The organism is Paraburkholderia sp. MM5482-R2 (assembly GCF_050436125.1).
GTDB lineage: Bacteria > Pseudomonadota > Gammaproteobacteria > Burkholderiales > Burkholderiaceae > Paraburkholderia > Paraburkholderia tuberum.
Genome location: NZ_JBNDLP010000002.1, coordinates 531,307 through 557,454 on the forward strand (window position 1 = coordinate 531,307; position 26,148 = coordinate 557,454).

Annotated in this window: 24 protein-coding genes and 1 pseudogene; 7 read left to right on the forward strand and 18 right to left on the reverse strand. The window is 64.9% G+C overall.

Annotated elements, in window-relative coordinates; translation table 11 throughout:
- Positions 1-42 precede the first annotated feature (42 nt).
- From OKW37_RS05475 to argS, 8 genes are all read right to left on the reverse strand, one after another.
- Positions 43-486, reverse strand: a complete 444-nt coding sequence (locus OKW37_RS05475) for a lysozyme inhibitor LprI family protein (protein WP_184062640.1) — start codon at positions 484-486, stop codon at positions 43-45.
- Positions 474-1,214, reverse strand: a complete 741-nt coding sequence (locus OKW37_RS05480) for a LysM peptidoglycan-binding domain-containing protein (protein WP_429408486.1) — start codon at positions 1,212-1,214, stop codon at positions 474-476. The genes OKW37_RS05475 and OKW37_RS05480 overlap by 13 nt, the downstream gene beginning before the upstream one ends.
- Before the next feature lie 230 nt (positions 1,215-1,444).
- Positions 1,445-3,031 (reverse strand): ABC transporter substrate-binding protein, encoded by a 1,587-nt coding sequence (locus OKW37_RS05485; RefSeq protein WP_429407640.1) that lies wholly within the window; start codon positions 3,029-3,031, stop codon positions 1,445-1,447.
- A gap of 281 nt (positions 3,032-3,312) precedes the next feature.
- Positions 3,313-4,131, reverse strand: coding sequence for a helical backbone metal receptor (locus OKW37_RS05490; protein WP_429407638.1), 819 nt, complete (start codon positions 4,129-4,131; stop codon positions 3,313-3,315).
- A 3-nt stretch (positions 4,132-4,134) separates the two neighbouring features.
- On the reverse strand, positions 4,135-4,908 hold the full coding sequence (locus OKW37_RS05495; RefSeq protein WP_184062634.1) for an SDR family oxidoreductase: 774 nt from the start codon (positions 4,906-4,908) through the stop codon (positions 4,135-4,137).
- 15 nt (positions 4,909-4,923) lie between these two features.
- Positions 4,924-5,562: a thiol:disulfide interchange protein DsbA/DsbL gene (locus OKW37_RS05500; protein ID WP_184062632.1), complete on the reverse strand. Its 639-nt coding sequence runs from the start codon at positions 5,560-5,562 to the stop codon at positions 4,924-4,926.
- Between the two features lie 176 nt (positions 5,563-5,738).
- Complete coding sequence (locus tag OKW37_RS05505; RefSeq protein WP_260321301.1) at positions 5,739-6,536, reverse strand: SPOR domain-containing protein; 798 nt, start codon at positions 6,534-6,536, stop codon at positions 5,739-5,741.
- A 79-nt stretch (positions 6,537-6,615) separates the two neighbouring features.
- Positions 6,616-8,406: an arginine--tRNA ligase gene (argS, locus tag OKW37_RS05510; protein ID WP_429407635.1), complete on the reverse strand. Its 1,791-nt coding sequence runs from the start codon at positions 8,404-8,406 to the stop codon at positions 6,616-6,618.
- 458 nt (positions 8,407-8,864) lie between these two features.
- On the opposite strand from argS, the gene OKW37_RS05515 reads away from it, so the two are divergent.
- Positions 8,865-9,191, forward strand: coding sequence for a DUF1840 domain-containing protein (locus tag OKW37_RS05515; RefSeq protein ID WP_018419249.1), 327 nt, complete (start codon positions 8,865-8,867; stop codon positions 9,189-9,191).
- A gap of 131 nt (positions 9,192-9,322) precedes the next feature.
- On the opposite strand, the gene OKW37_RS05520 is transcribed toward OKW37_RS05515, so the two are convergent.
- From OKW37_RS05520 to OKW37_RS05550, 7 genes and pseudogenes are all read right to left on the reverse strand, one after another.
- A complete protein-coding gene (locus OKW37_RS05520; RefSeq protein WP_018419250.1) occupies positions 9,323-9,520 on the reverse strand; it encodes a hypothetical protein in 198 nt (65 codons plus the stop codon).
- Positions 9,521-9,710: 190 nt separating this feature from the next.
- Positions 9,711-12,440, reverse strand: a pseudogene (gene metH / locus OKW37_RS05525) (methionine synthase); the annotation flags it as partial.
- Positions 12,441-12,499: 59 nt separating this feature from the next.
- Complete coding sequence (locus OKW37_RS05530; protein ID WP_090802800.1) at positions 12,500-13,570, reverse strand: homocysteine S-methyltransferase family protein; 1,071 nt, start codon at positions 13,568-13,570, stop codon at positions 12,500-12,502.
- A gap of 293 nt (positions 13,571-13,863) precedes the next feature.
- Positions 13,864-14,121 (reverse strand): BTH_I0359 family protein, encoded by a 258-nt coding sequence (locus OKW37_RS05535; RefSeq protein WP_062125693.1) that lies wholly within the window; start codon positions 14,119-14,121, stop codon positions 13,864-13,866.
- A 118-nt stretch (positions 14,122-14,239) separates the two neighbouring features.
- Positions 14,240-15,028, reverse strand: a complete 789-nt coding sequence (locus OKW37_RS05540) for an alpha/beta fold hydrolase (RefSeq protein ID WP_429407632.1) — start codon at positions 15,026-15,028, stop codon at positions 14,240-14,242.
- Positions 15,029-15,178: 150 nt separating this feature from the next.
- Positions 15,179-16,498 (reverse strand): DUF3108 domain-containing protein, encoded by a 1,320-nt coding sequence (locus OKW37_RS05545; protein ID WP_429407630.1) that lies wholly within the window; start codon positions 16,496-16,498, stop codon positions 15,179-15,181.
- Between the two features lie 42 nt (positions 16,499-16,540).
- Complete coding sequence (locus OKW37_RS05550) at positions 16,541-17,467, reverse strand: IclR family transcriptional regulator (RefSeq protein ID WP_429407628.1); 927 nt, start codon at positions 17,465-17,467, stop codon at positions 16,541-16,543.
- A 147-nt stretch (positions 17,468-17,614) separates the two neighbouring features.
- On the opposite strand from OKW37_RS05550, the gene OKW37_RS05555 reads away from it, so the two are divergent.
- The 6 genes from OKW37_RS05555 to rfaE2 all read left to right on the forward strand — a co-directional run bounded on the left by OKW37_RS05555 (position 17,615) and on the right by rfaE2 (position 23,876).
- On the forward strand, positions 17,615-18,598 hold the full coding sequence (locus OKW37_RS05555) for a fumarylacetoacetate hydrolase family protein (RefSeq protein WP_184051339.1): 984 nt from the start codon (positions 17,615-17,617) through the stop codon (positions 18,596-18,598).
- Positions 18,599-18,730: 132 nt separating this feature from the next.
- Positions 18,731-19,984 carry an ABC transporter substrate-binding protein gene (locus OKW37_RS05560; RefSeq protein ID WP_429407626.1) on the forward strand — a complete coding sequence of 418 codons (1,254 nt, stop codon included), beginning with the start codon at positions 18,731-18,733 and terminating at the stop codon, positions 19,982-19,984.
- Positions 19,985-20,038: 54 nt separating this feature from the next.
- The gene (locus tag OKW37_RS05565; RefSeq protein ID WP_429407624.1) at positions 20,039-20,896 is read left to right on the forward strand and encodes an enoyl-CoA hydratase/isomerase family protein; all 858 of its coding nucleotides are present in this window, start codon (positions 20,039-20,041) and stop codon (positions 20,894-20,896) included.
- An 82-nt stretch (positions 20,897-20,978) separates the two neighbouring features.
- The gene (locus tag OKW37_RS05570; RefSeq protein ID WP_429407622.1) at positions 20,979-21,815 is read left to right on the forward strand and encodes a PhaM family polyhydroxyalkanoate granule multifunctional regulatory protein; all 837 of its coding nucleotides are present in this window, start codon (positions 20,979-20,981) and stop codon (positions 21,813-21,815) included.
- A gap of 539 nt (positions 21,816-22,354) precedes the next feature.
- Complete coding sequence (locus OKW37_RS05575) at positions 22,355-23,233, forward strand: ferritin-like domain-containing protein (RefSeq protein WP_184026492.1); 879 nt, start codon at positions 22,355-22,357, stop codon at positions 23,231-23,233.
- 160 nt (positions 23,234-23,393) lie between these two features.
- Positions 23,394-23,876, forward strand: coding sequence for a D-glycero-beta-D-manno-heptose 1-phosphate adenylyltransferase (gene rfaE2 / locus OKW37_RS05580; protein WP_429356523.1), 483 nt, complete (start codon positions 23,394-23,396; stop codon positions 23,874-23,876).
- A gap of 67 nt (positions 23,877-23,943) precedes the next feature.
- Here the strand turns inward: rfaE2 and OKW37_RS05585 are convergent, their stop codons facing one another.
- The 3 genes from OKW37_RS05585 to OKW37_RS05595 all read right to left on the reverse strand — a co-directional run bounded on the left by OKW37_RS05585 (position 23,944) and on the right by OKW37_RS05595 (position 26,117).
- The gene (locus OKW37_RS05585; RefSeq protein ID WP_090802818.1) at positions 23,944-24,183 is read right to left on the reverse strand and encodes a hypothetical protein; all 240 of its coding nucleotides are present in this window, start codon (positions 24,181-24,183) and stop codon (positions 23,944-23,946) included.
- A 159-nt stretch (positions 24,184-24,342) separates the two neighbouring features.
- Positions 24,343-25,182: a type III pantothenate kinase gene (locus OKW37_RS05590; protein WP_429407620.1), complete on the reverse strand. Its 840-nt coding sequence runs from the start codon at positions 25,180-25,182 to the stop codon at positions 24,343-24,345.
- Positions 25,179-26,117, reverse strand: coding sequence for a biotin--[acetyl-CoA-carboxylase] ligase (locus OKW37_RS05595; protein ID WP_429407618.1), 939 nt, complete (start codon positions 26,115-26,117; stop codon positions 25,179-25,181). The genes OKW37_RS05590 and OKW37_RS05595 overlap by 4 nt, the downstream gene beginning before the upstream one ends.
- Between the last annotated feature and the right edge of the window lie 31 nt (positions 26,118-26,148).

Sequence of the window (26,148 nt, forward strand, 5' to 3'; positions counted from 1 at the left end):
GCGCACTCAGCGGCGCAACGGTGCTGGGTGTGTTCATTCGAACTATTTCAACGGCAAGTCAGATGCAGCGTCGCGAAGTTGCTGGGCACGCCGGTTGTTGAGTTCCGCAACGCAAGCCAAACTGCGCACTTCGCGTGCACTGCCGGCTCCGCCACCGCTTAGCGAAGCTGCGAACTGGCATTGAGTCTCGCGGTACTTAGCGAATTTGCTGTTTGATGCGACGAGTCTTGCCTTGGCCTGGTTCACGTACTTGTTGTCTTCATCCCATTTGGAGAGGGTGCCAGCCATCTTCTCCTCGGCTCGTCTGAGGGCCTTCTGACTGGCCTCTGCTTTTTCTGCCAGACAGTCCCGCATTCCCGCTTGCGAGAATGCACTGCATTCTTCGCGTAAAGCCCGCTCGCTTGCAACGAGAGCAGTTGAGGCCGCAAGGACCAACGTTGGCAGGCAGACGGCCATGCCTAAACAGATCAGCTTTATCGCGCGCATAGGGCCACCTTTCCTTTACGCACCATTGACAAAGTGTAATCAAGCTTTCTGGCGTAGTTGAGGTCACCGCCTCCGTTATAACGCTCCGCTATCAATGCCGCGGAGAAGGGGCGCCAGCTCGTAATAGCCTTTTGAGCTGAAGCCTTCCGGTACTTCAACACTTGTCCGGGTCGCAGAACGGTGGCGGTGGGATTCAGCTCTTTTAACGTGTCGATCGTCGTGCCCTGAGCCTTCGCCATCTTGTCGAGGCTGTCTCCTAGCCTGACGGCGATTTCGTAAACCTTAGGGTCAGCACGAAGTACGCTTCGGTACTTAAAATGTGCCATGCGCATCAGCAAATAACCAATACCAGCGCGGATGTTATACGCCGGTATCGTTCTGACTGAGGCCATTGTCAGCCGTCCTATCCAGGCTGGCGGCACAATCAAATCGCCGCCTTCATTACCTGAAAGCAGCGATGCTAATCCAGGATCGCCTGCAACCCCAATTCGCATCGGCTTGGAGTTCCACTGAGGATCGTGGGCACCTGTTTCGACCCACAACATCGCCTTGATAAGCTGCCAGTCCAAGGGCACGTACCCGGAAGTGCCGTGAAGATGGCGGTTGTACTCAAGGACTGCCATCTGGATCTCGCAGTCCCAGGAATTCCATTTGGCATCGCTTACAGCCTTGCTAACGCCATCCTGCCACCGTTCAAAACCTATCCTCGTTGGAGCTTGCATTGCCATAACCATTCCTTCTGTCAAAGTGTGGGCGGCTACTTTGCAAGCAATTATCAGCTTCTTGCCTGAGGAAAATTGCATTAGGAATCGGTCTGGCGAGCGAAGGCCCGAGATCACGTCGAAAAAAGGTTACGCAGTGTCAGATGCAACCAGCCAATTCGCGCGTTGAATAAAAAAAGCCCGGTTCAAAAACCGGGCTTTCTTGCAGGGCCGCCTGCGCTAACCGCAGCGCAAAATCACTGCACCACCACCGCCCCGAAATTCTGCCGTCCAAACGGACTCACGTGATACCCGCTCACGTTCGTGCGCGTGATCGCGGCAGCGGTCGGATAGCCGAGCGGAATCCACAGCGCTTCGTCGTGGATGATCTGCTGCGCGGCTTCATACGCTTTCGTGCGCTTGGCGATATCGGACGTCGCTCTGCCCTCGGCGATCAGCTTGTCGAGGTCCTGATCGCAGAAGCGCGCGAAGTTGATGCCCGACTTCACCGCGTTGCAACTGAAGAGCGGCGACAGATAATTGTCCGGATCGCCGTTGTCGCCGGCCCAGCCCATGAACAGCGTGTCATGCTGACCCTGCTTCGCCTCCTTGATCAGCTCGCCCCATTCGATCACCTTTACGTCCGCCTTCACGCCGATCTTCGCGAAGTCGGCCTGCAGCAGTTCGGCACCGGCCTTCGGATTGGGATTGAGCACGCTGCCATTCGGACGCACCCAGATCGTCGTTTCAAAACCGTTCGGATAGCCCGCGTCGGCGAGCAGCTTCTTCGCCTTCGCCGGGTCGTACGGCCAGCCCTTGATCGAGTGGTTGTAGCTCCACGTATTCGGCGGAAACGGGTTGACGGCCGGCGTCGCGGTGTTGTCGAACACGGTCTTCAGATATGTCGTGCGGTCGAACGCCATGTTCAGCGCGGCGCGCACCTTCTGGTTTTCAAGTGCCTTCTGCTGCGTGTTCAGCGCGACGAAGGCCGTCATGAACGCGGGCGTCTGCACGATCGCGAGCGACTTGTCGTTCTTCGCGTCGGCGAGATCCTGCGGCTTCGGCGACAGCGCGATCTGGCATTCGCCAGCCTTCACCTTCTGCGCGCGCACGGTCGCGTCCGGCGTGATCGCGTAGATCAGGCGCTCGATCTTCGGCTTCGGTCCCCAGTAGGTCGGGTTCGCGTCATAACGGATCACCGCGTCTTTCGTATAGCTTTTCAGCACGAACGGGCCGGTGCCGATCGGCTTCGCATTCAGATCGACCTGCTTGCCGGCCTTCAGCAACTGGTCCGCGTACTCGGCCGAATAGATCGACGCGAAGCCCATCGTCAGGATCGACAGGAACGTCGCGTTCGGCTCGTTCAGCTCGAACTTGACCGTGTTGTCGTCGACCTTGGTAATCGACTTGATCAGCTTCGGCAGCCCCATCGATTGCGCATGCGGGAAGCCGCTCGCGCCCGCCACCTTGTGCCACGGATTGCTGTCGTTGAGCATACGGTCGAACGTGAAGATCACGTCGTCGGCATTGAGCGCGCGGGTGGGCTTGAAGTAGTCGGTGGTTTGGAACTGCACGTTGGGGCGCAGGTGGAACGTGTACGTCAGGCCGTCGGGGCTCACTTCCCACTTGTCGGCGAGCGCGGGCACGACCTTCTTCGCGGCTTCGTCGAACGACACCAGCGAGTTGAAGATCACGTCGGCCGATGCATTCGTCGTGACGAGCGAATTGAACTGCACGACGTCGAAGCCGTCGGGGCTCGATTCGGTACAGACGGTCAACGGTTTGGCGAGCACGAGCGCGGGCGCAGTGAGCAGGATGGCGGCTGCGAGCAGTTTGAAGCGCATAGGATCTCCGGTAACGAGCGCAGTCAGGCAGTGCGTCTGGTTGTGTTTATGGCGGCGATGCGTGAGCGGGCAGGTCAGCGGTCCCGGCGCGCGCGTCGCCACGATTGTGATACGTTCCCGGCGCCGTCGTACAGGTCGGGCGATCCCGGCCCGAGGCCTGGGGGCCGGCCTTCGAGGCCTGGCCGGCGGCGCGCCTTCGCGAAAGCTTATCGAAGCGCCATTTTGGCGACAACAATTTAATCGACATATCCATATGGGGGCGGCGCGACCATGCCGCCGCCTCAGGCTGCGGCGGCCTGACGCAGCAGGTAGCCGATGCCACTTATTGCGCGCACGCCGTACCACGACGTCATTTCCCCATCGATCAGATCGATGCGCTTGCCGGTGAGACGCGGATCGCGCGCGAGCGCATCGCGATGCGCGGCCGTGAAGCGGTACGGCTCGCTCGACAGCAGCACGCGCTCGACCTGCGCGAGCCACGGCGCGTCGTCGAAGTCGAGCGTGGGGTAACGCGCGGCGCCCGCGCTGCCGCCGCGGACGTCGGGCAGCGTATGCCAGTTCACGAGGCGCAGCATCGCGGCGATGTAGGTGTCGCGTGCGACGCTCATCCACGGTTCGCGCCAGATCAGGTACAGCACGCTCTGCGCGGCGAAGGCGTGAGCGCCGGCTTCGCGCAGACGCGCTTCGAGCGAGTCGCTCAAGCGCCGCGCTTCTTCTTCACGCCCGAAGATCGCGCCGAGCAGCGCGAACAGCGCGAGGTTGTCGTGCGGCGTCTGTGGATGGGTGACGACGATGTGCGGCACGAACGCGCGCAGTTGCTCGACGGTGTCGCGTTCGTTCTCGTCGACATTGACGATCAGATGGGTGGGGCGCAGCGCGCGGATCGCGTCCAGTTTGACGGCCTTCGTGCCGCCGACCTTCGGCACCGCCCGGACCTTGTCGCGCGGATGAACGCAAAAGCCGGTGCGCCCGACGATCTGCCGTTCGAGGCCGAGCGCGAAAAGCGTTTCGGTGAGGCTCGGCACCAGCGACACGATGCGCGCGTCGGTGCCCGCGGATTCGTGCGCGACGCCGGCTGCATCGACCGCACGTGACTGCATGGCTTACTCGGTGGCGGCGCGCGGCTTGCGCGGCGCGCGTTCGAACACGCGGTCGTAGAGCCAGCGCGGCAGCACATGCAGCAGCATCGCGGCCACGCGCATCTGCCACGGAAACACCCCGAACGACGTCTGCCGTTCGACCGCCCGCGCGACCTTCGCCGCGAAACGGTCCGGGTCCATCAGGAACGGCATGTTGTACGGATTGTGCTCGGTCATCGGCGTGCGGATATAGCCGGGCGCGATCGTGACGACCCCGACGCCGAACGGCCGCATCTCGACGCGCAACGCCTCGAGGTACTTCAGGGCCGCCGATTTCGACGCGCTGTACGCGCCCGAACCGGGCAAGCCGCGCACGCCCGCGACGCTCGCAATGCCGACCAGCGTGCCGCGCTTCGATGCGGCCATCGCGGCGGCAAATGGCTCGAACGTCGCCACCATGCCGAAGTAATTGATGTCCATCACCTCGCGGAACGTGCGCAGATCGCCGTGACCCGTCAGCGCGCCGCGGCTGATGCCGGCGTTGGCGATCACGACGTCCGGCAGGCCGTGCGCGGCGATGAAGCGCGCGGCCGCATCGGCGAGCGCTTCCGCGTCGCGCACGTCGACTGCATAGATCGAGACGGTGTTCTGGGGATGGGACCGCTGGAACGCGGCGAGCGCGTCGCCGCGGCGGGCGACGAGGCCGAGAATCGCGCCGCGCCGTGCGTATTCGCCGGCGAGCGCAAGGCCGATGCCGCTCGAAGCGCCGGTAATGAAAACCTTCAGCGGAGAGCTCATACCGGCGCCTCGTGATTACATCTTCTTGGCGCGGACTTGCGAGACGAGGTAGTCGAGCACCTGGATCGTGCCCGGCAGGGTGCCGGTCGCGGCCGGGCCGGTTTCATACTTGCCCTGCACCGCGAGCGTCGGCACGCCGTCGATCTTGTAGTCGTCGAGCAGCTTCTTGTCCTTCTGCAACGCGCTTTGCGTCGAGAACGAGTTGTACGCTTCCATGTACTTCTTCGGATCGACGCCGAGCGTCGCGAGGTATTTGCTCTGGTCTTCCGGCGTCAGCAGATAGTTCTTGTTGACATGGATTTCGTTGAACACCTTCGGCGTCAGTTCGTTCGCGACGCCGAGCGCGTCGAGCGCGTGGTACATCTTCGAGTGCGGGATGAAGTCGTCGCGGAAGGCGACCGGCACGCGGCGGAATACGACGTCCGGGCCCTGCTTCTTGACCCAGGCTTCGAGGAACGGGTCGAATTCATTGCAATGCGGGCAGCCGTACCAGAAGAATTCGATGACTTCGATCTTGCCGGCCGGCACGTCGGTCGGTTGCGGCGAGGCCAGCACGGTGTAGTCCTTGCCGGCAACCGGCGCGGTCGGCGACGCATGCGCGCTGGCCCCGATCAGGCCCAGTGAGAGAAACAGGATGCTCAGCAGCTTTTTCATGTTGTGTAGACCCAGATAAGGCGGTAGCGCGGCGACGCCATGCGAAAGGCCCGTCGCCGCTGGTCGGATTCGGTGTGGCCGCCCGCCACAATACAGGTCGAAGCGGCCATCGTGCTTGTGACCCGCGCGCCGCGCGGATAGTTCGACGCACCGTGCGAGCCGGCATTACCGTTTATTTATTGTTTGGTGAAGCGGATCACCGCGGTATCGACACCCGCGTCCGACAGACGCTGACGGCTCGAATTCATGTCCTCGAACTTCGAGAACGGCCCGATGCGCACGCGGTAGTACGTGACGCCGCCGGCATCGCGCTGCGTGACCTTCGATTCGAAGCCCTGGAACGCGAGGCGCGCGCGTTGCTGTTCGGCATCGGCGGCGGTCTTGTACGCGCCGACCTGCAGGAAATAGCCGGTGTTCGCCTCGCCCGGTGCCGGAGCGGCAGCCGAGCCCGGCTTGGCGTTGGCGACCGTGGTCGCGCTCTTAGGCGCGGAGCCTGCCGCCGTGGCGGCCGGCGCGCTCGAGGTCTGCGGCTTCTTCGCCGGCGCCGGCGCGACGATGCCGCCGGTGCCGTTCTCTTGCGCGGGATTCGGCGCGACCGCCGTGCCGTTGTTATTCGCGTTGCCGCCCGACGGCGGCACTTCGACGATCTGCGGTTCTTCGAGCATGCCCGACTGGGTCTGGGCGTTGGTCTGGCCCGGCGCGGTGTTCGGCGGAGCCGGTTGCGCGGCCTGCGGCACCGGTTGGCCCGGCGTCTTGCCTTGCAGCGGACGGTTCGGATCGTATTGCGGCTGGCTCGCACCGTTGTCGGTCGCCGCTGGCGGCGCGACCTTCGACACGAACGGCGTAGGTGCACGGGTGATATACAGCGCCACCACTACCGCGATCGCCAGGCCGACGATCAGGCCCAGCACGATGCCGAGAAAAGTGCCCCCGGTTTGCTTCGATTGCTTTGTTGTGCGGCGTGGTTTTGCCATCGTACGAATCACCTGCAAAAAGAATCCAGGAACGGCCGCCGATTATAACGACGGCCGCGCGCATATTACGCTGGAGGAGTTACATCTTGACGGGAGCGGAGACGCCGATCGTCGCGAGACCGTTGGCCAGCACCTGGCGCGTGGCCGCGAGCAGCGCGACGCGAGCGTTGCGTTCGGCCGCATCGTCGACCAGCACGCGCTCGGCACGGTCATTGTAGAACGAGTGAAATTCGCCGGCGAGTTCGCGCAGGTAGAAGGCGACCGCGTGCGGCGCGAGTTCGTCGGCGGCGTGCTGCAGCATGTCCGGGAATTCGGCGAGCTTGTTGAGCAGCGCCATCGAGCGCTCGCTCGTGAGCGGCGCGAGATCCACGCTCGCGAGCGCGTTCTCGTCGAGGCCGTAGCGCGCGTTGCACTCGGCGATCACCGAGCAGATGCGCGCGTGCGCATACTGCACATAGTGCACCGGATTCTCGTCGTTCTGCTTCAGCGCGAGGTCGATGTCGAACACGAACTCGGTGTCCGCCTTGCGCGAGATCAGGAAAAAGCGCACCGCGTCGCGGCCGCGGCGAATGGTTTCCTCGTCGATCAGATCGACGGCCGCTTCCGAGCCCGGCGTCGCGCCGCCCGACCATTCGATCAGGTCGCGCACCGTCACGTAGCTGCCCGCGCGCTTCGAGATCTTCACCTCTTCGCCGTTGCGCATGACCGTGACCATCTTGTGCAGGATGTAGTCGGGGTAGCCCTTCGGAATGCCGATGCCGAGACCCTGCAGACCTGCGCGCACACGCGCGATCGTGCCGTGGTGATCCGAGCCCTGCACGTTGATGACCTTGGTGAAGCCGCGCTCCCACTTCGCGACGTGATAGGCAACGTCCGGCACGAAGTACGTGTAGGTGCCGTCGGTCTTGCGCATCACGCGGTCTTTGTCGTCGCCGTCGTCGGTGGTGCGCAGCCACAGCGCACCTTCCTGCTCGTAGGTCTTGCCCGCGGCGATCAGCGCGTCGACCGTTTTCTCGACGCGGCCTTCCGTGTACAGCGACGACTCCAGGTAGTACTGGTCGAACTTCACGCCAAACGCCTGCAGGTCCATGTCCTGCTCGCGACGCAGATACGTGACGGCGAAGCGGCGGATCGCCTCGAGGTCCTCGACGTCGCGCGCGCCGGTGACGGGCTCGCCGTCGCTCGCCTCGACCGTGATGCCGTTCAGATAGTCTTTCGCGATATCGGCGATGTACTCGCCGTTATAGGCCGACGCGGGCCAGCCTTCGTCGCCGGGGGCGAGGCCGCGTGCGCGTGCCTGGGTCGACAGGGCAAGCGTGTGGATCTGCACGCCGGCGTCGTTGTAGTAGAACTCGCGGTGCACGTCCCAGCCCTGCGACGCGAGCACGTTCGCGAGCGCGTCGCCGAGCGCGGCCTGGCGGCCGTGGCCGACGTGCAGCGGGCCGGTGGGGTTGGCCGACACGAACTCGATCAGCACGTGCTTGCCGGCGTCGCGCCGTGAGCGGCCGTACGCGTCCTTCTCGGCGAACACGGCGGCGATCACGCCTTGCTTGGCGGCGGCCGTGAGCCGCAGGTTGATGAAGCCAGGGCCCGCCACTTCGGCGGTGTCGATCAGGCCTTTGGCCTGCGGATTGACGAGCAGCGCATCGACGATCTGTTGCGCGAGCTGGCGCGGATTGGCGCGCAGCGGCTTGGCGAGTTGCATCGCGACGTTGCACGCGACGTCGCCGTGCGCGGCGACTTTCGGGCGCTCCAGCGCGATGGCGGGCGAGACGAAGGCGGCTTCCGTCGCGCCTTGGGTGGCAGTCGCGACCTGCTTCACCGTCTCGGCGAGCAGTGTTTCGAGTGTGTGTTTGTGTGCGGGCAGCATGCTTGTTGCGAGTCCAGTGAGGCAATCCGGTAAGGCGGAAGAGGCGCCGGCCGAGGCCGGTGTCGCAAGCGTTGAACGCGGCAGCGCTTTGCGGCGCCGATGGCTGCGCCGCCGGCAGAGTGTCCCCCAGGCGATGCGACGAGACGCAAGCAGCGCAACCCGGTGGACTCCGCTCGGCGGCCCGCCGGCACGCAGGCTCGCGCGGCATGCGGATCGCGGCCGATGGTTCGACGCCCCCGCTTGGCCCACGTGCGCGATGCTCGTCGAGCCTTGCCATACGTGGCGCCGGGCGGCGCGCTTTTCCGTTCAGACGGATTTTAGCAGGTGCTAATATGTTCAATGAGTTGCCCACGAGGGGCTGGGGCCGCCGCGCCTTGCCGGCGCCACGTCAGGCGCGCGCTGTTGCCGCCCTTGGGACGCTCATGCATTAACCCGACATAACGAAAAAGGGAACAGTCATGCTGATTACTTTCAAGTGCCACGCCTGCCCGGACGTGATGATGCTGGAGAATCTGGCGCAGTATCTGGTTGGCATTGTCGGCAAACGCCTTGGGCAGCGGGGCGTCATTACTCACGACGAACTGGGCCCGGCCATCGAGAAGCTCGAAGCGGCGATCACCTCCGACAAGCAGGAGCGCGCCGAGCACGAGGGCCATTTTCACGAGGGCGAAGACGGCCGCGATCGTCACGAGATTCCGCCCGGACTCGCGCAGCGCGCGTATCCGTTCCTCGACATGCTGCGCGCGGCGCAGAAGGAAAACGCGGATATCGTCTGGGGGCTTTGATTTCTGCTGGGTCCCGAGCGCCGCGGCCCGGTCTCAGAAGGCCTTCATAAGCGCTTTTGGGGCGCACTCAAAGAAAGGAGCCCGCTTGACGCGGGCTCTTTGTCATTCAGAGGGCTTGTCGGCCTCGCCGCTCACTGGCTCGCGGGGGCCGCCGAGGCTGCCGCGCCTTTCTTCATCTTTTGCTTCTTCGCCTTTTTGACATGCGCCTCGGTGGGGGGCGAGTAGGAACTGACCGCGCTCGATCCGCCCGGCGCGGCGGGTTGTGCGAGCGCCACGGAAGCGCCCGCGGCCAGCGAAACAGCGGTCAATAACAGTGTCAGCTTCTTCATACGATTTTTCTCCGTTGACGGTTGCAATCTCGGTGAGCCGGCGCGTTGTGCTCGCGCCTGACGCGATGAAAGCCGACTCAGTCTACAAAGCCGAAATTGCGGTGGCGCCAAATATTCTGTCTTTCGGACTCAATATAGTCGCGCACGCGCGGCTCGGGCCGCACGGCCCGCGCCACGTATCGCTTCACGCTCAAAGCAACGGCGCCAACGCGCGCTCGGCGTCCGCTTTCGTGAGCGACATCCGCTGCGCGTAGTCGTCGAGCTGATCCGCGCCGATCTTGCCGACCGAGAAATAGGTGCTGTCCGGATGCGCGAGGTAGAAGCCCGACACGCTCGCCGCCGGCAGCATCGCCAGCGATTCGGTCACGCTCATGTTGATTTCGTTCGCCCGCAGCACGTCGAACATGTCGCGCTTGACGAGGTGGTCGGGGCAGGCCGGATAGCCTGGCGCCGGGCGGATGCCTCGGTATTTTTCGGCGATCAGCTCGTCGCTGGAGAGGTTTTCGCTGTTCGCGTAGCCCCACAGGTCGCGCCGCACGCGCGCGTGCAACGCTTCGGCGAATGCTTCGGCGAGCCGGTCCGCGAGCGCCTTCAGCATGATCGCGCTGTAGTCGTCGAGATCCTTCTCGAACTGCCTCTCCTTCACGTCGACGCCAAGACCCGCCGTCACCGCGAACATGCCGATGTAGTCGGCGACGCCCGAGTCCTTCGGCGCGATGAAGTCGGCCAGCGAGCGGTTCGGTCGCATCACCCCGTCGACCACCGGCCGCACGCTCTGTTGACGCAGATTGCGCCACGTCAGCGCGACTTCGGTGCGCGATTCGTCCGTGTAGATTTCGATGTCGTCGTCGTTCACCGTATTGGCCGGCAACAGCGTGATCACGCCGTTGGCCTGCAGCCAGCGGCCCTGAATCAGGCGCGCGAGCATCGACTTGCCGTCGGAGAACACGCGCCGCGCCGATTCGCCGACGATCTCGTCATTGAGAATCGCCGGATATGGGCCGGCGAGATCCCACGTCTGGAAGAACGGACCCCAGTCGATATAGTTCGCGAGCTCGTTCAGATCGAAGTTCTTGAACACGCGCCGGCCGATGAACTTCGGCTTGACCGGCCGATAGCCTGCCCAGTCGATCTTCGTCTTATTGGCGCGCGCTTGCGCGAGCGTGACCATCGGCTGTGCTTTTTTGTTCGCATGCTGATCGCGGATGCGGTTGTAGTCGGCGTTCAGTTCGTCGATGTACTTCGCGGCGCCCTCGTCGGACAGCAGGCTCGAGGCGACCGATACCGAGCGCGACGCGTCCGGGACGTAGACCACCGGCCCGTCGTAGTGCGGAGAGATCTTCACCGCCGTGTGCACACGCGAGGTCGTCGCGCCGCCGATCAGGAGCGGAATCTTCTTGACGCGGAAGTAGTCGTCGCGCTGCATTTCCGATGCGACGTAGGCCATTTCTTCGAGACTCGGCGTAATCAGGCCCGACAGCCCGATGATGTCCGCGCCCTCGACCTTCGCCTTCGCGAGGATCTCGCTGCACGGGACCATCACGCCCATGTTGACCACTTCGAAGTTGTTGCACTGGAGCACGACCGACACGATGTTCTTGCCGATGTCGTGCACGTCGCCCTTCACGGTCGCGATGACGATCTTGCCCTTGGCGCGCACGTCGTCGCCGGCCGCCGCGAGCTGGCGCTTTTCTTCCTCGATGAACGGGATCAGATGCGCGACCGCCTGCTTCATTACGCGCGCCGACTTCACGACCTGCGGCAGGAACATCTTGCCCTGGCCGAACAGGTCGCCGACGATGTTCATGCCGTCCATCAGCGGACCTTCGATCACGTTGATCGGACGGCCGCCTGCAGCGGCGATCTTCGCGCGCACTTCCTCGGTGTCTTCGACGATGAACGTGGTGATGCCGCTCACGAGCGCATGCGCGAGACGCTTCTCGACTGGCTGCTTGCGCCACTCGAGGTTCTCTTCCTTCTTCGCGGCGCCGCTTTTGAACTTGTCGGCGATTTCAAGCAGGCGGTCGGTGCCGTCTTGACGGCGATTCAGCACGACGTCTTCGACGAGCTCGCGCAGTTCGGGATCGAGTTCGGCATACACGCCGAGCTGGCCCGCGTTGACGATGCCCATGTCCATCCCCGCCTGGATCGCGTGATAGAGGAACACGGTGTGAATCGCCTCGCGCACCGGATCGTTGCCGCGGAACGAGAACGACACGTTCGACACGCCGCCGCTCACCTTCGCGTACGGCAGGTTCTGCTTGATCCAGCGGGTCGCCTCGATGAAGTCGACCGCATAGTTGTTGTGTTCCTCGATGCCGGTCGCGATCGCAAAGATGTTCGGATCGAAGATGATGTCCTCGGGCGGAAAGCCGACTTCGTTGACGAGCACGTCGTACGAGCGCTTGCAAATCCCGGTCTTGCGCTGGAACGTATCGGCCTGGCCCTGTTCGTCGAACGCCATCACGACCGCAGCCGCGCCATAGCGGCGAATCAGCTTCGCATGATGAACGAACGCTTCCTTGCCTTCCTTCAGCGAGATCGAGTTGACGATCGCCTTGCCCTGCACGCACTTGAGACCCGCCTCGATCACGTCCCACTTCGACGAGTCGATCATGATCGGCACGCGCGCGATGTCCGGCTCCGACGCGATCAGATTCATGAAGCGGACCATTGCCGCTTTCGAATCGAGCATCGCCTCGTCCATGTTGATGTCGATTACCTGCGCGCCGTTCTCGACCTGGTGGCGCGCGACGGCCAATGCTTCGTCGAACTGATTGTTCAGGATCATTCGCGCGAACGCTTTCGAGCCGGTCACATTGGTGCGTTCGCCAACGTTGATGAAGAGCGTCCCGGACGTGACGTTGAACGGCTCGAGGCCGGCAAGGCGCATGGTGTGATCGGTCATGGCGTGTGTGCGAGTCGGGTGCGTGCGTTAAGGGACGTGCAGGGCGTCAGGGCGAAGTGTTTCAGGCGGGCTCAGGCCGCGTCGCGATACTGGCTCGGCCACTTGCGCGGCTTCAGCTCGGCGAGCGCCTTCGCGATCGCCGCGATGTGCTCGGGCGTCGTGCCGCAGCAGCCGCCGGCGATGTTCACGAGCCCCGCTTCGGCGAATTCCTTCAGCAGGCCAGAGGTATCCGCGGGCAATTCGTCGAAGCCGGTGTCGCTCATCGGGTTCGGCAGGCCGGCGTTCGGATAGCACGACACGTAGGTGTCGCACAGCTTCGCGAGCTCGGCGATGTACGGACGCATCAGCGCCGCGCCGAGCGCGCAGTTCAGGCCGAACGTGAGCGGCTTCGCGTGACGCAGCGAGTTCCAGAAGGCCTCGACGGTCTGGCCCGACAGAATGCGGCCCGACGCATCGGTGACGGTGCCCGAGATCATGATAGGCAGACGCTCGCCGGTGTTTTCGAACAGCTCGTCGAGCGCGAACAGTGCGGCCTTCGCATTCAGCGTGTCGAAGATCGTTTCGACGAGGAACAGGTCCGCGCCGCCGTCGAGCAGCGCTTTCGCCTGCTCGTAGTACGCGGCGCGCAGTTCGTCGAAGGTCACGTTGCGCGCGCCCGGATCGTTGACGTCCGGCGAAATGCTGGCGGTTTTCGGCGTCGGGCCGATCGCGCCGGCGACGAAGCGCGGCTTGTCCGGCGTTGCGTATTTGTCGCACGCGGCGCGCGCGAGCTTCGCCGATTCGATGTTCATCTCGACGGCGAGCGATTCCATGCCGTAGTCGGCCTGCGCGACCGTGGTCGCGCCGAACGTGTTGGTCTCGATGATGTCCGCGCCCGCCGCGAGATACTGCTCGTGAATCTCGGCGATGATCTGCGGCTGGGTGATCGACAGCAGTTCGTTGTTGCCCTTGATGTCGCGCGCGTAGTCCTTGAAGCGCTCGCCGCGATAGCTGGCTTCGTCGAGCTTGTAGCGCTGGATCATCGTGCCCATCGCGCCGTCCAGAATCAGGATGCGCGAGTTCAGCAGCGCGGGCAGCGCTGCGCCGCGGGTGTAGGCGGGCTCCGAACGGACTGGCGTGATGGATTGAGCAGGCTGGGTCATGGCGGACGAGGGCTTGCGCCGGCGTTGGCGGAAAGCCTGTCATTGTAGCCGCAGCCGGGCGGATGCGCCCGCCGCGGAGGAGAGTGCGAGGCGCGGCCGGCAAAATCGACCGATACGAACGCGCCGCGCCGGGAATTCAGAAACGCGCTAACAAACGATGCAATAAAAAACGGCCCGGCAAGCCGAAGCCTGCCGGGCCGTTTCGCTGCCGCCGACCGCTTGATGGAACCCGCCGCCAAAGCCGCGCGGTGCGGTCGATCGATGTCGCCAGAGCGCCAGCTGAACACCTCCGGTCAATGCAGGACCACCGGTTGATGCATCAGACTGTCGAATTGACCGAGGAATTCATCAACCTCGTCGAGCGTCGGCTCGCCTTCGATCAGCTTTTGCACATGCTCGCGAAAACGCGCCGCCATTGCCCCATCGATGTAGATTTCGCGCTGCATGTTCTTGTCGACAATCTCGTAGCCGCCCGACTTCATGGCAAGCAGACCTTCCTGCGGAGGAAACTCGACGACACAGTAGTTAGGGCTGTTATAGATCATTTGCATGGCGACACTCCTTATTTCCGTTGGGCTCCTGCCCTTTTCTGCACCGTAGGTGGAGCATGTGGGATGGAATTCAAGGGGTGGGTCCGGACGACGCAAGTAAAAACTCCGGACCTGACGGTTAGACTCGCCGCTCCAGAAACGATTCAAGCAAGGCGGCGAAACGCTGTGATTGCTCGATTGGCGCGAGATGCGCGGCGTCCAGCAACTCGAAGCGGGCGCCCTCGATCGCCTCCGCTATTGCCTGCGTAGCAGCAGGGGGCGTGCCAGTGTCGTGACGTCCGGCCACCGTCAGCGTCGGCGAGCGGATTGCGCCGTGCTGGCCGCGAAGGTCGAAATCGCGCAGTGCCTCGCAGGCCATCGCAAAACCTTCCGGCGAGGTGCGCGCAAATGTCTCACGGATCGGCTCGACCGCTTCGGGATGGCCGGCCTGAAAGTCGGGCGTGAGCCAACGCGCGATCGTCGACGGTAACAGCGCCTCCATGCCGTCGCTGCGCGCGGTGTGGGTGCGCTGATTCCACAACTCGCGGTTCTCGGGCGGAGTGCCGCCGGTGCTGTCGGCAATCGTCAGCGTGTCGATGCGCGATGGATGGTCGAGCGCGAACTGCTGCGCAATCATGGCGCCGAGCGACAGGCCGACCAGGTGCGTCGTCCGCGCGCCGAGGGCATCGAGCAGTTTGGCGAGATCGTCGGCCAGATCGCGCATGGCGAACGGCTCGCGCGCAACCGCGCTGTGGCCGTGGCCGCGCACGTCGTAGCGCAGCACCGTGTAATCGTCGCGGAAATAGCCTGCCATCTGATCCCAGATGGAGAGATCGCCGCCCAACTGATGGATGAACGTGAGCCACGGGCCGCCGCCTTCGTTGCTCAGCACGTAGCGTGTGTCGATACCGTTGATGTTCACTTGCATGCGGACTCCTTTGAAGGAAACGCAGTGAAAAAGCGCGGTGGGTCGCCTCGTTCGCGCGAACGGGGCTCCATTGACGTGCGAGTCAGCGTTGCAAAGGAAGTTTCGCCGATCTCGTGCGGATTTGCTCGTGACACTCTGTCACGAAACCTGTCACGGTTTGATGATGGTCGGAGCGGTCGAATCGACCGGTGCAGCTGGGGCGGCCTCGGGTGTTACTGCCGATGCGTCGGCCGGAGCCGGCGCCGGCGTTGCAGGGCCCGTGGCAGCGGGGGCTGCGGGTGCAGCAGGCGTGGCCGGCGCGCCACCATTGCCGCGGTCATCCGGCGACGTGCCATCGACATTCAGCTTGCCGCGCCACACCAGTTCGAACTGGGTACCGTTCGGCTCCGTCTGCAGGATGCGCGCCGGCAGCCAGCCAAGGGACGGGGCGAGCCACACATCGACGCGGCGCTGGTCGCCATCGTGCCGCGGCAGACGTTTGAAGTGACGCGTCTCCAGATAGCCTTGCGCGGCGCGGATCGTTTCGTCGCCGATCGTCTCGATCGGCCAATTCTCCCCGCTATCGGTATCGACGACGAAAAACTGTCGCGTCACGCCAGGCTTATAGGCGTCAGGATCGCCGCGCACGAGGCTCGCGAGCTGCATCACGACACTGAAGCGATCCTGCGCGCCGTCGGGCAACGGCAACGAGGCGGGCGTGCGCGTAAAGCCAACCTTCTTGTCGTTGCGATTGAAGATCGCGATGTCTTCGGCGCGACGGCCACGCTTTTCGCTGTACTGCGCCGGCGCGAGGCCAAAGGCATCGATGCCGCCGTGGCTCGAAAACACGAACGGACCGACGAACGGCAGCGGCACTGATACGACCATTTCGTAGCCCTGCCCGTCGCTCGCCCAATGGATCGTGCCGGGCGCGTTGCGCACGCCGTTGTAGAACGTGTCGTAGTCGAGTTCGGCCGACGGCGGTACCGAAAACTTCACGCCCTGCGACGCTTGCGGCGCGCTGGCCGCGGCAGGGACGCTCGCGACGGCGCCACTGGCATTCGCATGGGCCGATGCATTCGCGTTCGCGGTGGCGGGTGGCGCGCTAGCCGCCACCTCCGATGCCGGCGTGGCCGCGGGCTCGTTCGGTTTGGCCGGTTGCAACGCGGTCATCACATGCTGCTCGCGCGGCGGCCTCGCCACGGGCTTGCGTGCTGGCGCGGGCGGATGCGGTGCCGGCACGGCGGGCTGTGGCGCGGGTTGACGCTCGACCCTTTCGGGCCTCAGCAGCACGACCTGCACCGGCACATGCTCGCGATTCGCCGGATTCAGATCCACGCGATTGCGCTCGAACCATTGCGCCGCGATCCAGTGCACAACCGCGACGGCCGCGAGGACGGCGATCCAGCGCCACGCGCGCGCGCCGCGTCCCGGCCCGCTACCAAAAGCGGGCAGGCGATCATGACGGCGGTTGGCGGAAGCAAAATCCATCGGCGTTTGAATCGGTGAGAGCGTGAAAGGATACGGTGCGTATCAACCGTTGTCACCACGCGGGGTCGCGCTATAGCCGAGTTCGTACGACAGCTTGCGCGCGCATTCGCGCAGCGCGGTATCGATCTCGCCGCCCCAGCGGATATCGAACGCGCCTTCATGGCCGAGCGCGACGAGACCGAGCGCGAGTTCGCCGGTCGAATCGAACACCGGCAACGAAAACGCGTGGATCGTCGGCAGCAGCATGCCTTCGACGCGCGCAGCCTCGTGCTCGCGCACCTCGGCGAGCACCTTGTCGACCTCTTCGCGGGTGCGTGGCGCGCCGCTATACGACGAGCGCCGCGAGTCGGCCAGCTCGCGCTCGAGCATCGCGGCGGTCTTGCCGGACGGCAGGTAGGCGGCGAACAGCAGACCGGTCGCCGAACTGAGCAAGGGCATCACGTCGCCGAGCTTCAGCGACGCCTTGGCCGGATAGCTCGACTCCATCCAGTGCACCATCGTCGGTCCCTGATTGCCCCACACCGCGATGCCGACGGTCAGGTCGAGCCGGTCGCGCAGTTCGGCGAGCGCGATGCGCGCGAGCTTCACACCGTCGACGCGAGCAAGCCGCGCGAGCCCCAGCTGCAAAGCGAAGCCGCCGAGTTCGTAGCGGCCCGACAGCGGGTCCTGCGCGACCACGCCGAGACGCAGAAAGCTGACCAGATAGCGATGCGCCTTCGCCGGACTCATGCCCGCGCGCTGCGCGAGATCGCGCAGCATCATCGCGCCCGGCTCGTGGGTCAGCACGTCGAGCAGCCTGAAACCGACCTCGATCGACTGGATGCCCGAGCGCAGTTTTTCTTCGCCGGGTTCGCCGGGTTCGTCATCGGCGCCGGTGGCGTCGGTTGCATGGGCGGGATCGAGCAGATCGTCGGCGGACGCGGGGTCGGTGCGGGTGCGGATCGTGCCGGAGCGGGCGTTGGCGGACATGTGCAAAAGGCGCGGGCAGCGCGTTCGGTGATCGTAATGGAGACGGCTACGGTGACACGACGACGAACACGCAGATATTGGGCCGCGCCGATTCACCATCGTAGAATACATTCCTTCCATCGTCACTAATACACGGTTCACAGCTCTATGAAACTTGCCTCGCTGAAGGACGGCACGCGCGACGGTCAACTGATCGTCGTGTCCCGCGACCTGCACACTGCGGCCATCGCCGACGCGATCGCGCCCACGCTGCAGCGCGTGCTCGACGACTGGGCCTTCTACGCGCCGCAACTGCATGACCTTTACGATGCGCTGAACCAGGGCCGTGCGCGCAACAGCTTTTCATTCGACGCCAAAGAGTGCATGGCGCCGCTGCCGCGCGCGTTCCAGTGGGCCGACGGCTCGTCGTACGTGAACCACGTCGAGCTCGTGCGGCGCGCGCGCGGCGCGCAAATGCCGCCAGAATTCTGGACCGACCCGCTGATGTACCAGGGCGGTAGCGACGATTTCATCGGCCCGCGCGACGACGTGGCGTGCGCATCGGAAGAGTACGGCATCGACTTCGAGGCCGAAGTCGCGGTCGTCACCGGCGATGTGCGGATGGGCGCGACGCCCGAGCAGGCCCTGCGCGGCGTGCGGCTGGTCATGCTCGTCAACGACGTGTCGCTACGCAACCTGATCCCCGCCGAACTCGCGAAGGGCTTCGGCTTTTTTCAGAGCAAGCCGGCCACCTCATTCGCGCCGGTCGCCGTGACGCCCGACGAGCTCGGCGAACACTGGCGCGAAGGCCGCGTGCATCGGCCGATGATCGTCCACTGGAACGGCAGGAAGGTCGGCCAGCCCGACGCGGGCACCGATATGGTGTTTCACTTCGGTCAGCTGATCGCGCATGCCGCGAAAACGCGCAATCTGCGTGCTGGTGCCATCGTCGGTTCGGGCACGGTGTCGAACAAGGACGCGAAACGCGGCTACTGCTGTATCGCCGAGAAGCGCTGCCTCGAAACGATCGAGCACGGCGCGCCGCAAACGGAGTTCATGAAATACGGCGACACCGTGAGGATCGAAATGTTCGACGATGCGGGCAAGTCGATTTTCGGCGCGATCGAGCAGAGCATCGCGCCGCTCGAATGAAGCGCGGCGCTCACGCGGCAATGCTGTGACGCGGGCGGCACGCGCGAAAGGGTTTCGCCCGATGCCGCCACTTGCGCGCGCGGCTACACTGCGGCAAACATCACAACGAAAACCCCGACGTGAGGAGACAGCATGCCGCGATTGGACTTCTCCGCAGCTGAACGTCGGCGCGCTTGCGCGTCGCCCGTTGAAGCGCGCACGAGCGCGCGTGGCTTGCCTCAACGTGGTCGGCGCTTCGCGCGGCGCGCCGCGACGCTGTGGGCCGCGCTTGCCTGCGCGTTGTCGCTGACATCGTTCGCGCAGGTGAAGATCGGTCTCGTGCTGTCGCTGACCGGGCCGGCCGCGTCGCTCGGCATTCCCGCGCGCGACACGGTCGCGCTGCTACCCAAACAGATCGGCGGGCAGAACGTCGAATACATCGTGCTCGACGATGCATCGGACACGACCCACGCCGTGCAGGACACCAGGAAGCTCATCAGCGAGAATCACGTCGACGCGATCATCGGCTCGTCGATCACGCCGAATTCGCTCGCGATGATCGACGTGGTCGCCGAGGGCGAAACGCCGATGATCTCGCTCGCGTCGTCCGCGAAAATCATCGAACCGGTCGACGCGAAACGTCGCTGGGTCTTCAAGACGCCGCAGACGGACGCGATGATGGCCTCGGCGATCGCCGAGCATGCGAGCGGACACGGCGTGAAGACGATCGCGTTCATCGGCCAGGCCGACGCGCTCGGCGAGACGTTCTACGCCGAGGTCGCGAAGTTCGCGCAGTTGCATCACATCGACGTGGTCGCGAGCGAGCGTTTCAATCGCACCGATCCGAGCGTGACCGGGCAGGTGCTGAAAATTCTCGCGACCCATCCCGACGCGGTGGTGGTCGGCGCGGCCGGCACGCCTGCCGCGCTGCCGCCGAAAACGCTGCGCGAGCGCGGCTACAAAGGCGTCATCTATCACAACCACGGCGTCGGCAATAACGACTTCCTGCGCGTGTGCGGCGCCGATTGCAACGGCACCTTCCTGCCCGCGAGCCCGGTGCTGGTCGCCACGGAATTGCCGGCCGATCATCCGGCGAAGGGTCTCGCCCTCGATTACATCGCGCGCTTCGAGGCGCAGCACGGGGCGGGCAGCGTGTCGGCATTCGGTTCGTACACGTCGGACGCGGGCGCGTTGCTCGAGCATGCGATTCCGCTCGCGCTGAAAGCCGGCGCGCCCGGCACGCCGCCGTTTCGCCGCGCGCTGCGCGACGCGCTCGAAGGAACACGCGGTCTCGCGGACACCAATGGCGTCGTCAACATGAGCGCGGCCGATCATCTCGGGCTCGATCAGCGCGCCCGCGTGATGGTCGAAATCACCAATGGCAAGTGGCTTTATCAGCCGCATTGAACGGGGCGCGGCGTTCCGCGCGCGACTGAACGAATCTCCTCCGGACTGCTCACCATGCCTCAGCCATCGCAACCGAACGACGCGTACTACGCGCACTACCAGTCGCTGCGTTTGCAGCGTCATCCGCATGGCGTGCTCGAAGTCGTGATGAGCGGCGAGGGCGCGAATAAAAGCGGCCTCGCGACCGCGAACGCACGCATGCATTACGAGCTCGCGGAAATCTGGCGCGATATCGATCGCGATCCCGATACGCGCGTCGCGATCATTCGCGGCGAGGGTAAAGGCTTTTCGGCCGGCGGCGATCTGCAGCTCGTCGAGGACATGGCGAACGATTTCGAGGTGCGCACGCGTGTGTGGCGCGAAGCGCGCGATCTCGTCTACAACGTGATCAACTGCGGCAAGCCGATCGTGTCGGCGATGCACGGGCCGGCGGTCGGCGCGGGGCTCGTCGCGGGGCTGCTCGCCGATATCTCGATCGCGGCGAAGACGGCCCGCATCATCGACGGACACACGCGCCTCGGCGTCGCCGCGGGCGATCATGCGGCGATCGTCTGGCCGCTCCTGTGCGGCATGGCGAAGGCGAAGTACTACCTGCTGCTGTGCGAGCCGGTGAGCGGCGAGGAGGCGGAGCGCATCGGGCTCGTGTCGCTGGCCGTCGACGAAAGCGATCTGCGGCCGAAGGCGTTCGAAGTCGCGCGCAAGCTGGCCGACGGTTCGCAGACCGCCATCCGCTGGACCAAGTACGCGTTGAACAACTGGCTGCGCACGGCGGGGCCGGCGTTCGATACGTCGCTCGCGCTGGAATTCATGGGCTTCGCCGGACCCGACGTGCGCGAGGGCCTGAGCTCGTTGCGCGAGCGGCGCGCGCCCGATTTTGGCGCGGGCGGTCCACGTAACGACCAACGATCGTGATGTCATACCCCACACGGTATGATCGAATCGACGCGCGCGGCATCGCGCGCTCCACCTATCATCCAGCACCGAGGCGACAACCATGACCGACACCACTGGCTCCGCGCCGCCCTTTCCCGGCTTCCCCGGTTTTCCGCCCGCTGAAATGCTCGATCGCATGTGGAGCATGATTCGGCTGTCGCCGTTCGGCGCCGCCATGACGGGCGCGCAGCCGGGTGGGGGCACGAGTCCGTCGCTGTCGATGATGTCCGACATGATGGCGCCGCTCACGAGCGTCGAGGAACTCGACAAGCGCATCACCGACATGCGCGCGGTCGAGCAATGGCTGAAGCTGAACCTGAGCATGCTGCAGTCGGCGATCCAGGCGCTCGAAGTGCAACGTGCGACGCTCGCGACGCTGCGGGCGTTCGGCGCGTTCGCGCAATCGTCGATGTCGCAGGCGGCGGCTGCTGCGTCGGGTGCCGCCGCGAGTGACGCGCCGAACACCGCCCCGAGCCCCGCCCGTGCGCCGAGCTGGACGAAGCCGGCCGAGCCCACGCCCGAAAGCGCCACGCAGGCCGACAGCGACGAAGAGGAAGCGCCCGCGGCGCCCGGCTTCGATGCGTCCGCGTGGTGGAATCTGCTGCAATCGCAGTTCAACCAGATCGCGCAGTTCGCGATGACGCAGCCGTCCGTCGCGGTCGCCGCGGCGGGCGGGGGCACGCAGGGCAAGCCGGAACCGTCGAAGGCCGCGGATGCGTCGGGCGCCGATGCGTCGGGCGCCGATGCGTCGGGCGCCGATGCGTCGGGCGCCGATGCATCGGGCGCCGCCGCGCAAAACGCGAAGCCCGCCGTCAAACGGCCGGCGGCGAAGCGCGCCGCGCCGTCGGCCAAACGCGCGGCCGGAACGAGCGCGGCAACGCCGAAAAAGTCGACGTGAGCCGGACGGCGCGCCGGGAATCAGTGGCCGTTGATGAAGGCCACTGATCGGCTGCGTTTTTCCCTATTCCAGCGCCGGCGGTTTCCGCCCGCGCGAATCGCCGACTTTATTGAGAGAAGTCAATGCCACCGTGCGCTCGCGCCGCTTCTGTCACGGGTTTCGTGGGAGGCGCGTGCTATCATTGTGTAAGCTTGATCTGGCTTTGGGGCGTGCGCCGAAAACAACCAATCCCGCCGCCCTCGCGTCAGTCGCCGCCGGCGCTACCGGTACGGGGCGGGACGGTGCGGTTGCCAGACCCAGACTGGCTCGACCTCAGGCAAAGGGTATCCCTCCCCACGGTTGGCCACGGCGCCTGATTCACGCTTCAGGCGCCAATACAAAAGCCCGGACTTCTTTGCTGCCCGATGCTTCTGGGCGGCTGATTAACGCGTAAAATTGAATGCTTGGCCGATAAACGGCGCGTCCGTTCGTCGTAGGTAAAAACGGCTACACGTAGCAGCAACAGACACACACAGTATGTGCAGAACAGGGGTGGGACTATGAACACCATGCTTTATCCGGAACTTTATAAATCGCTCGAATCCGTTCGATGGGACATGGAGAAGGACATTCCCTGGGACAAATTCGATGCATCGCTGTTGACCGACGAGCAAGCCGCGACGATCAAGATGAACGCGATCACGGAATGGTCGGCGTTGCCCGCCACGGAAATGTTTCTGCGCGACAACCATCACGACAGCGATTTCTCCGCATTCATGAGCGTGTGGTTCTTCGAGGAGCAGAAGCACTCGCTGGTGCTGATGGAATACCTGCGCCGCTTCAAGCCGGAACTGGTCCCGACCGAAGAGGAACTGCACGCAGTGCGCTTCGAGTTCGATCCCGCACCGCCGCTCGAAACGCTGATGTTGCACTTCTGCGGCGAAATCCGCCTGAATCACTGGTATCGCCGCGCCGCCGAATGGCATACCGAGCCAGTCATCAAGCACATCTACGAAACTATCTCGCGCGACGAAGCGCGCCACGGCGGTGCGTATCTGCGCTACATGAAGAAGGCGATGGCGCAAACCGGCGACATCGCGCGTGCCGCGTTCGCGAAGATCGGCGTGCTGATGGCGTCGGCGCGTCGCACCGAAAAGCCGCTGCACCCCACCAACCTGCACGTGAACCAGGCGCTGTTCCCGCGCGACACGATCCAGTCGCGTCTGCCGGATCCGGAATGGCTCGAGCGCTGGCTCGACGAGCAGATCCGTTTCGACGACGGCTGGGAAAAGAAGGTCATCGAGCGCATTCTGCACAACCTGTCGCTGCTGTTCGAACGCACGTTCAACACCGCGCAGGAACTGAACCGTTATCGCAAGGAAGTGGTCGCGCGTCTGCAAGCCGCTGAACAAAACCCGGCGCAGCAGCAGCCGGCGTAACGACTCAGGCGTTTCAGCACCGTATCAAACGGCGGTCCGGCAAGCGCGAGCTTGCCGGACCGTTTTGCTTCGGGCCGTCCACCGTGTATCGTGACGGCACCTGGCATTCCTGTTCCCGTCACGCCCCAACTCCCTAATTCCCCAACTCTGTGACCGTGCGATGACCGCCATCTTTGAACGCAAGATTCTGACGCGCGATGCCCTGGTGAAGCTTCGTCCTTCGCTGCGCGCGCCCGTCGTGTTTACGAACGGCGTGTTCGATATCCTGCATCGTGGTCACGTTACCTATCTGGCCGACGCAAAGGCGCTGGGCGCGTGCCTGATCGTTGGTGTCAATAGCGACGCGTCGGTGCGGATGCTCGGCAAAGGCGACGACCGGCCGATCAACAACGAGGCCGACCGCGTGGCCTTGCTAGCGGCGCTGGAAAGCGTCGATTACGTGGTGGGCTTCGGCGAGAAGACGCCGGTCGAGCTGATTTCCGCGCTGCGCCCGGACGTGCTCGTGAAGGGCGGCGACTATGACATGGACGCGCTGCCCGAATCGGCGCTCGTGCGCGGTTGGGGCGGCAAGGCGCTCGCGATTGCGTTCGAGCACGATCGCTCGACGAGCGCGCTGTTGAAGAAGGTGCGGACGCAGGGTTGATGCCGCCAGTTACCGCAAAACGCGCGGCGCACTGCTGAACTTCTAACCGATCGCGTCGCTCACCTGATTACTGCGGCAACTCCGATGTCGAAATCGGCGCCTGCGGCGCGGGTCCGCCGACCACCGCCTGGTCGGCCGCATCGGCGGCGCTGACCGGCCGCACCTTCAGCCAGTCCGGATGAATCTGGCGATTCAGATGATTCGGCTCGCGTCCGCTGGCGGTGGGTGTGGGGCCGAAGGCGCCAAGCAGCGCGACGAAAGCCAGCACGTTGACAACAATCAGAATGGCGATCGGCCAGCGAAGCATTGTGGGTGTTTCCAATTCAGAAAGAAGTTGAGCCTGGGGCGTGCGGGAAAGACTCGGGTTCGGAAAATGGGCGGCGAATTGCGCGCAACTGAGGCGCACGTTCTACACGTACATCACGCGCCACCCGGTCGTGAATCGAACGCTAGCCACGGCAGGCAATCAGCCGCTTTGCCGCGCCATATCCTCGGCTGCGATCAGCGCAAGCCCTGACAGCACCAGCGAATCGTGGCGAGTATGCGGCACTTTCAGGGCGCTCGCCACTTCGTCGGCGGCGCCGCCGCTGACCACGAGACGCACCGGCACCTGCCACTCATCCTGCAGGTCCCGCCACATCCGCTCGATCAGTCCGGCCTGCGCCAGCGTGCAGCCCGCCGACAGCGAGCGCGGCGTATCCGTTGCGAAGAACGGCCCGCGACGGACCGCGCCGGTGGTATCGGCGGCGTCGAGCAGACCGCGCGCGCGCGCGGCGTCGAGCGTCGGCAGTTGCGCGGTGTGCTCACCGAGCGAGCGCATCATCAGCGTCCAGCCCGGCGCAATCAATCCGCCGATAAACGCGCCATCGGCGCGCAAGGCCTCGAGCGTCGTCGCGGTGCCGAAGGTCGCGAGCAGCAGATGCTCGCCGGGAAAGGTCGCGTGCGCGCCGATCATGCCGGCCCAGCGGTCGCTGCCGAGCGAGTCCGGTGTCGTGTAGCAATTGGTCACGCCGCATCGACGAGCACTTGCGCGGATCGTCGCGAGCGGCAGTCGCGGCCAGTGCGCGTCGACGAGCGCCGCGATGTGCGTCGCGACCTCCGCGCCCGCGACGTTGGAGAGCCACGCGCCGCATGGCGCCGGCCAGTCAGTCCAAGCGGGTTGCGCACCTGACCGCGCGCGTGGCCCGGCAAGGTCGTCATGCGCGAGCGCGCCGCTCGCCAACTGCGTCCCATCGGGCTGCACCAGCGCCCACTTGATCCGGCTATTGCCCGCGTCGATCAGCAGATATGGCGCGCGCTGCCTCATGCGACACCGTGGGCGAGGCGCAGCGACACGTCGCCGGTCGCGATGCTCTGGCGGCCCTCAGCCGTATCGAGCAGCAACTGGCCACGCTCGTCAACGCCCGCCGCCACGCCGCGCGCGAGCTCCTGGCCTTGTTCGAGCAGCACGACGTCGCGGCCCGCGTAAGCATGCACCGCGTTCCAGCGCGGCTGGAACGGCGCGAAGCCTTCGGCGCCGAAGCGCTGCAGCATCGGCTCGAGCGCGTTCAATTCGGCTGCCAGCGTATCGGTCAGATTCGCGTTCGGCAGCGCGCGTTGCAACGCGGTCGGCACGGTGCCGAGCGCCTGCGGCGGTACCTCGGCGTTCAGCGCGCCCACCTTCGCCGCGAGTTCGTCGGCGCCTTTCACGTTGGTGCCGATGCCGATCACGACCGCGCACGCGTCGTCGGTGCTCCACGCGGTTTCGATCAGGATGCCGGCGAGCTTGTCGCCTTCGAGCAGCACGTCGTTCGGCCACTTCAGCGCGATCTGTCCGGGACCCGCGACCGGTAGCGAGCGCAGCCCGTCGACGAGCGCGACGCCCACCGCGAGACTCAAGCCCCCGAGCCCTTCGAGCGGTCGCGGCAAGACGCACGCGACCGAAAACAGCAGCGCGTTGCCGGGCTCCGCGTACCACGGCCGCCCACGGCGGCCGCGCCCGGCGGTCTGCAGATACGCGACGCGCACGATCGGCCGCGGCAGCGCGTTCGCGCGGCGCGGCAGGGCTTTCACGTGGGTCATCAAGTCGGCGTTGGTCGAGCCGGTTTCTTCGACGATTTCGATCGGCCAGTCATGCGCATGCGCGCCGAACAGCTTGACCGCGCGTTCGCGATCGATGCGCCAGTCGGTCGAAGCCGACGACGAGGCTGGTGCCGCGCTTGTCGCTGCGGACGGGGAGGCGGGAGTCTTGGAGGCATTCATGTCCCATATTGTAGCCACAGCGAACCCGCCC

Coding starts and splice junctions, on each gene's coding strand:
- OKW37_RS05475 (WP_184062640.1), bottom strand. CDS start 486: ATGCGCGCGATAAAGCTGATCTGTTTAGGCATGGCCGTCTGCCTGCCA.
- OKW37_RS05480 (WP_429408486.1), bottom strand. CDS start 1,214: ATGGCAATGCAAGCTCCAACGAGGATAGGTTTTGAACGGTGGCAGGAT.
- OKW37_RS05485 (WP_429407640.1), bottom strand. CDS start 3,031: ATGCGCTTCAAACTGCTCGCAGCCGCCATCCTGCTCACTGCGCCCGCG.
- OKW37_RS05490 (WP_429407638.1), bottom strand. CDS start 4,131: ATGCAGTCACGTGCGGTCGATGCAGCCGGCGTCGCGCACGAATCCGCG.
- OKW37_RS05495 (WP_184062634.1), bottom strand. CDS start 4,908: ATGAGCTCTCCGCTGAAGGTTTTCATTACCGGCGCTTCGAGCGGCATC.
- OKW37_RS05500 (WP_184062632.1), bottom strand. CDS start 5,562: ATGAAAAAGCTGCTGAGCATCCTGTTTCTCTCACTGGGCCTGATCGGG.
- OKW37_RS05505 (WP_260321301.1), bottom strand. CDS start 6,536: ATGGCAAAACCACGCCGCACAACAAAGCAATCGAAGCAAACCGGGGGC.
- argS (WP_429407635.1), bottom strand. CDS start 8,406: ATGCTGCCCGCACACAAACACACACTCGAAACACTGCTCGCCGAGACG.
- OKW37_RS05515 (WP_018419249.1), top strand. CDS start 8,865: ATGCTGATTACTTTCAAGTGCCACGCCTGCCCGGACGTGATGATGCTG.
- OKW37_RS05520 (WP_018419250.1), bottom strand. CDS start 9,520: ATGAAGAAGCTGACACTGTTATTGACCGCTGTTTCGCTGGCCGCGGGC.
- OKW37_RS05530 (WP_090802800.1), bottom strand. CDS start 13,570: ATGACCCAGCCTGCTCAATCCATCACGCCAGTCCGTTCGGAGCCCGCC.
- OKW37_RS05535 (WP_062125693.1), bottom strand. CDS start 14,121: ATGCAAATGATCTATAACAGCCCTAACTACTGTGTCGTCGAGTTTCCT.
- OKW37_RS05540 (WP_429407632.1), bottom strand. CDS start 15,028: ATGCAAGTGAACATCAACGGTATCGACACACGCTACGTGCTGAGCAAC.
- OKW37_RS05545 (WP_429407630.1), bottom strand. CDS start 16,498: ATGGATTTTGCTTCCGCCAACCGCCGTCATGATCGCCTGCCCGCTTTT.
- OKW37_RS05550 (WP_429407628.1), bottom strand. CDS start 17,467: ATGTCCGCCAACGCCCGCTCCGGCACGATCCGCACCCGCACCGACCCC.
- OKW37_RS05555 (WP_184051339.1), top strand. CDS start 17,615: ATGAAACTTGCCTCGCTGAAGGACGGCACGCGCGACGGTCAACTGATC.
- OKW37_RS05560 (WP_429407626.1), top strand. CDS start 18,731: ATGCCGCGATTGGACTTCTCCGCAGCTGAACGTCGGCGCGCTTGCGCG.
- OKW37_RS05565 (WP_429407624.1), top strand. CDS start 20,039: ATGCCTCAGCCATCGCAACCGAACGACGCGTACTACGCGCACTACCAG.
- OKW37_RS05570 (WP_429407622.1), top strand. CDS start 20,979: ATGACCGACACCACTGGCTCCGCGCCGCCCTTTCCCGGCTTCCCCGGT.
- OKW37_RS05575 (WP_184026492.1), top strand. CDS start 22,355: ATGAACACCATGCTTTATCCGGAACTTTATAAATCGCTCGAATCCGTT.
- rfaE2 (WP_429356523.1), top strand. CDS start 23,394: ATGACCGCCATCTTTGAACGCAAGATTCTGACGCGCGATGCCCTGGTG.
- OKW37_RS05585 (WP_090802818.1), bottom strand. CDS start 24,183: ATGCTTCGCTGGCCGATCGCCATTCTGATTGTTGTCAACGTGCTGGCT.
- OKW37_RS05590 (WP_429407620.1), bottom strand. CDS start 25,182: ATGAGGCAGCGCGCGCCATATCTGCTGATCGACGCGGGCAATAGCCGG.
- OKW37_RS05595 (WP_429407618.1), bottom strand. CDS start 26,117: ATGAATGCCTCCAAGACTCCCGCCTCCCCGTCCGCAGCGACAAGCGCG.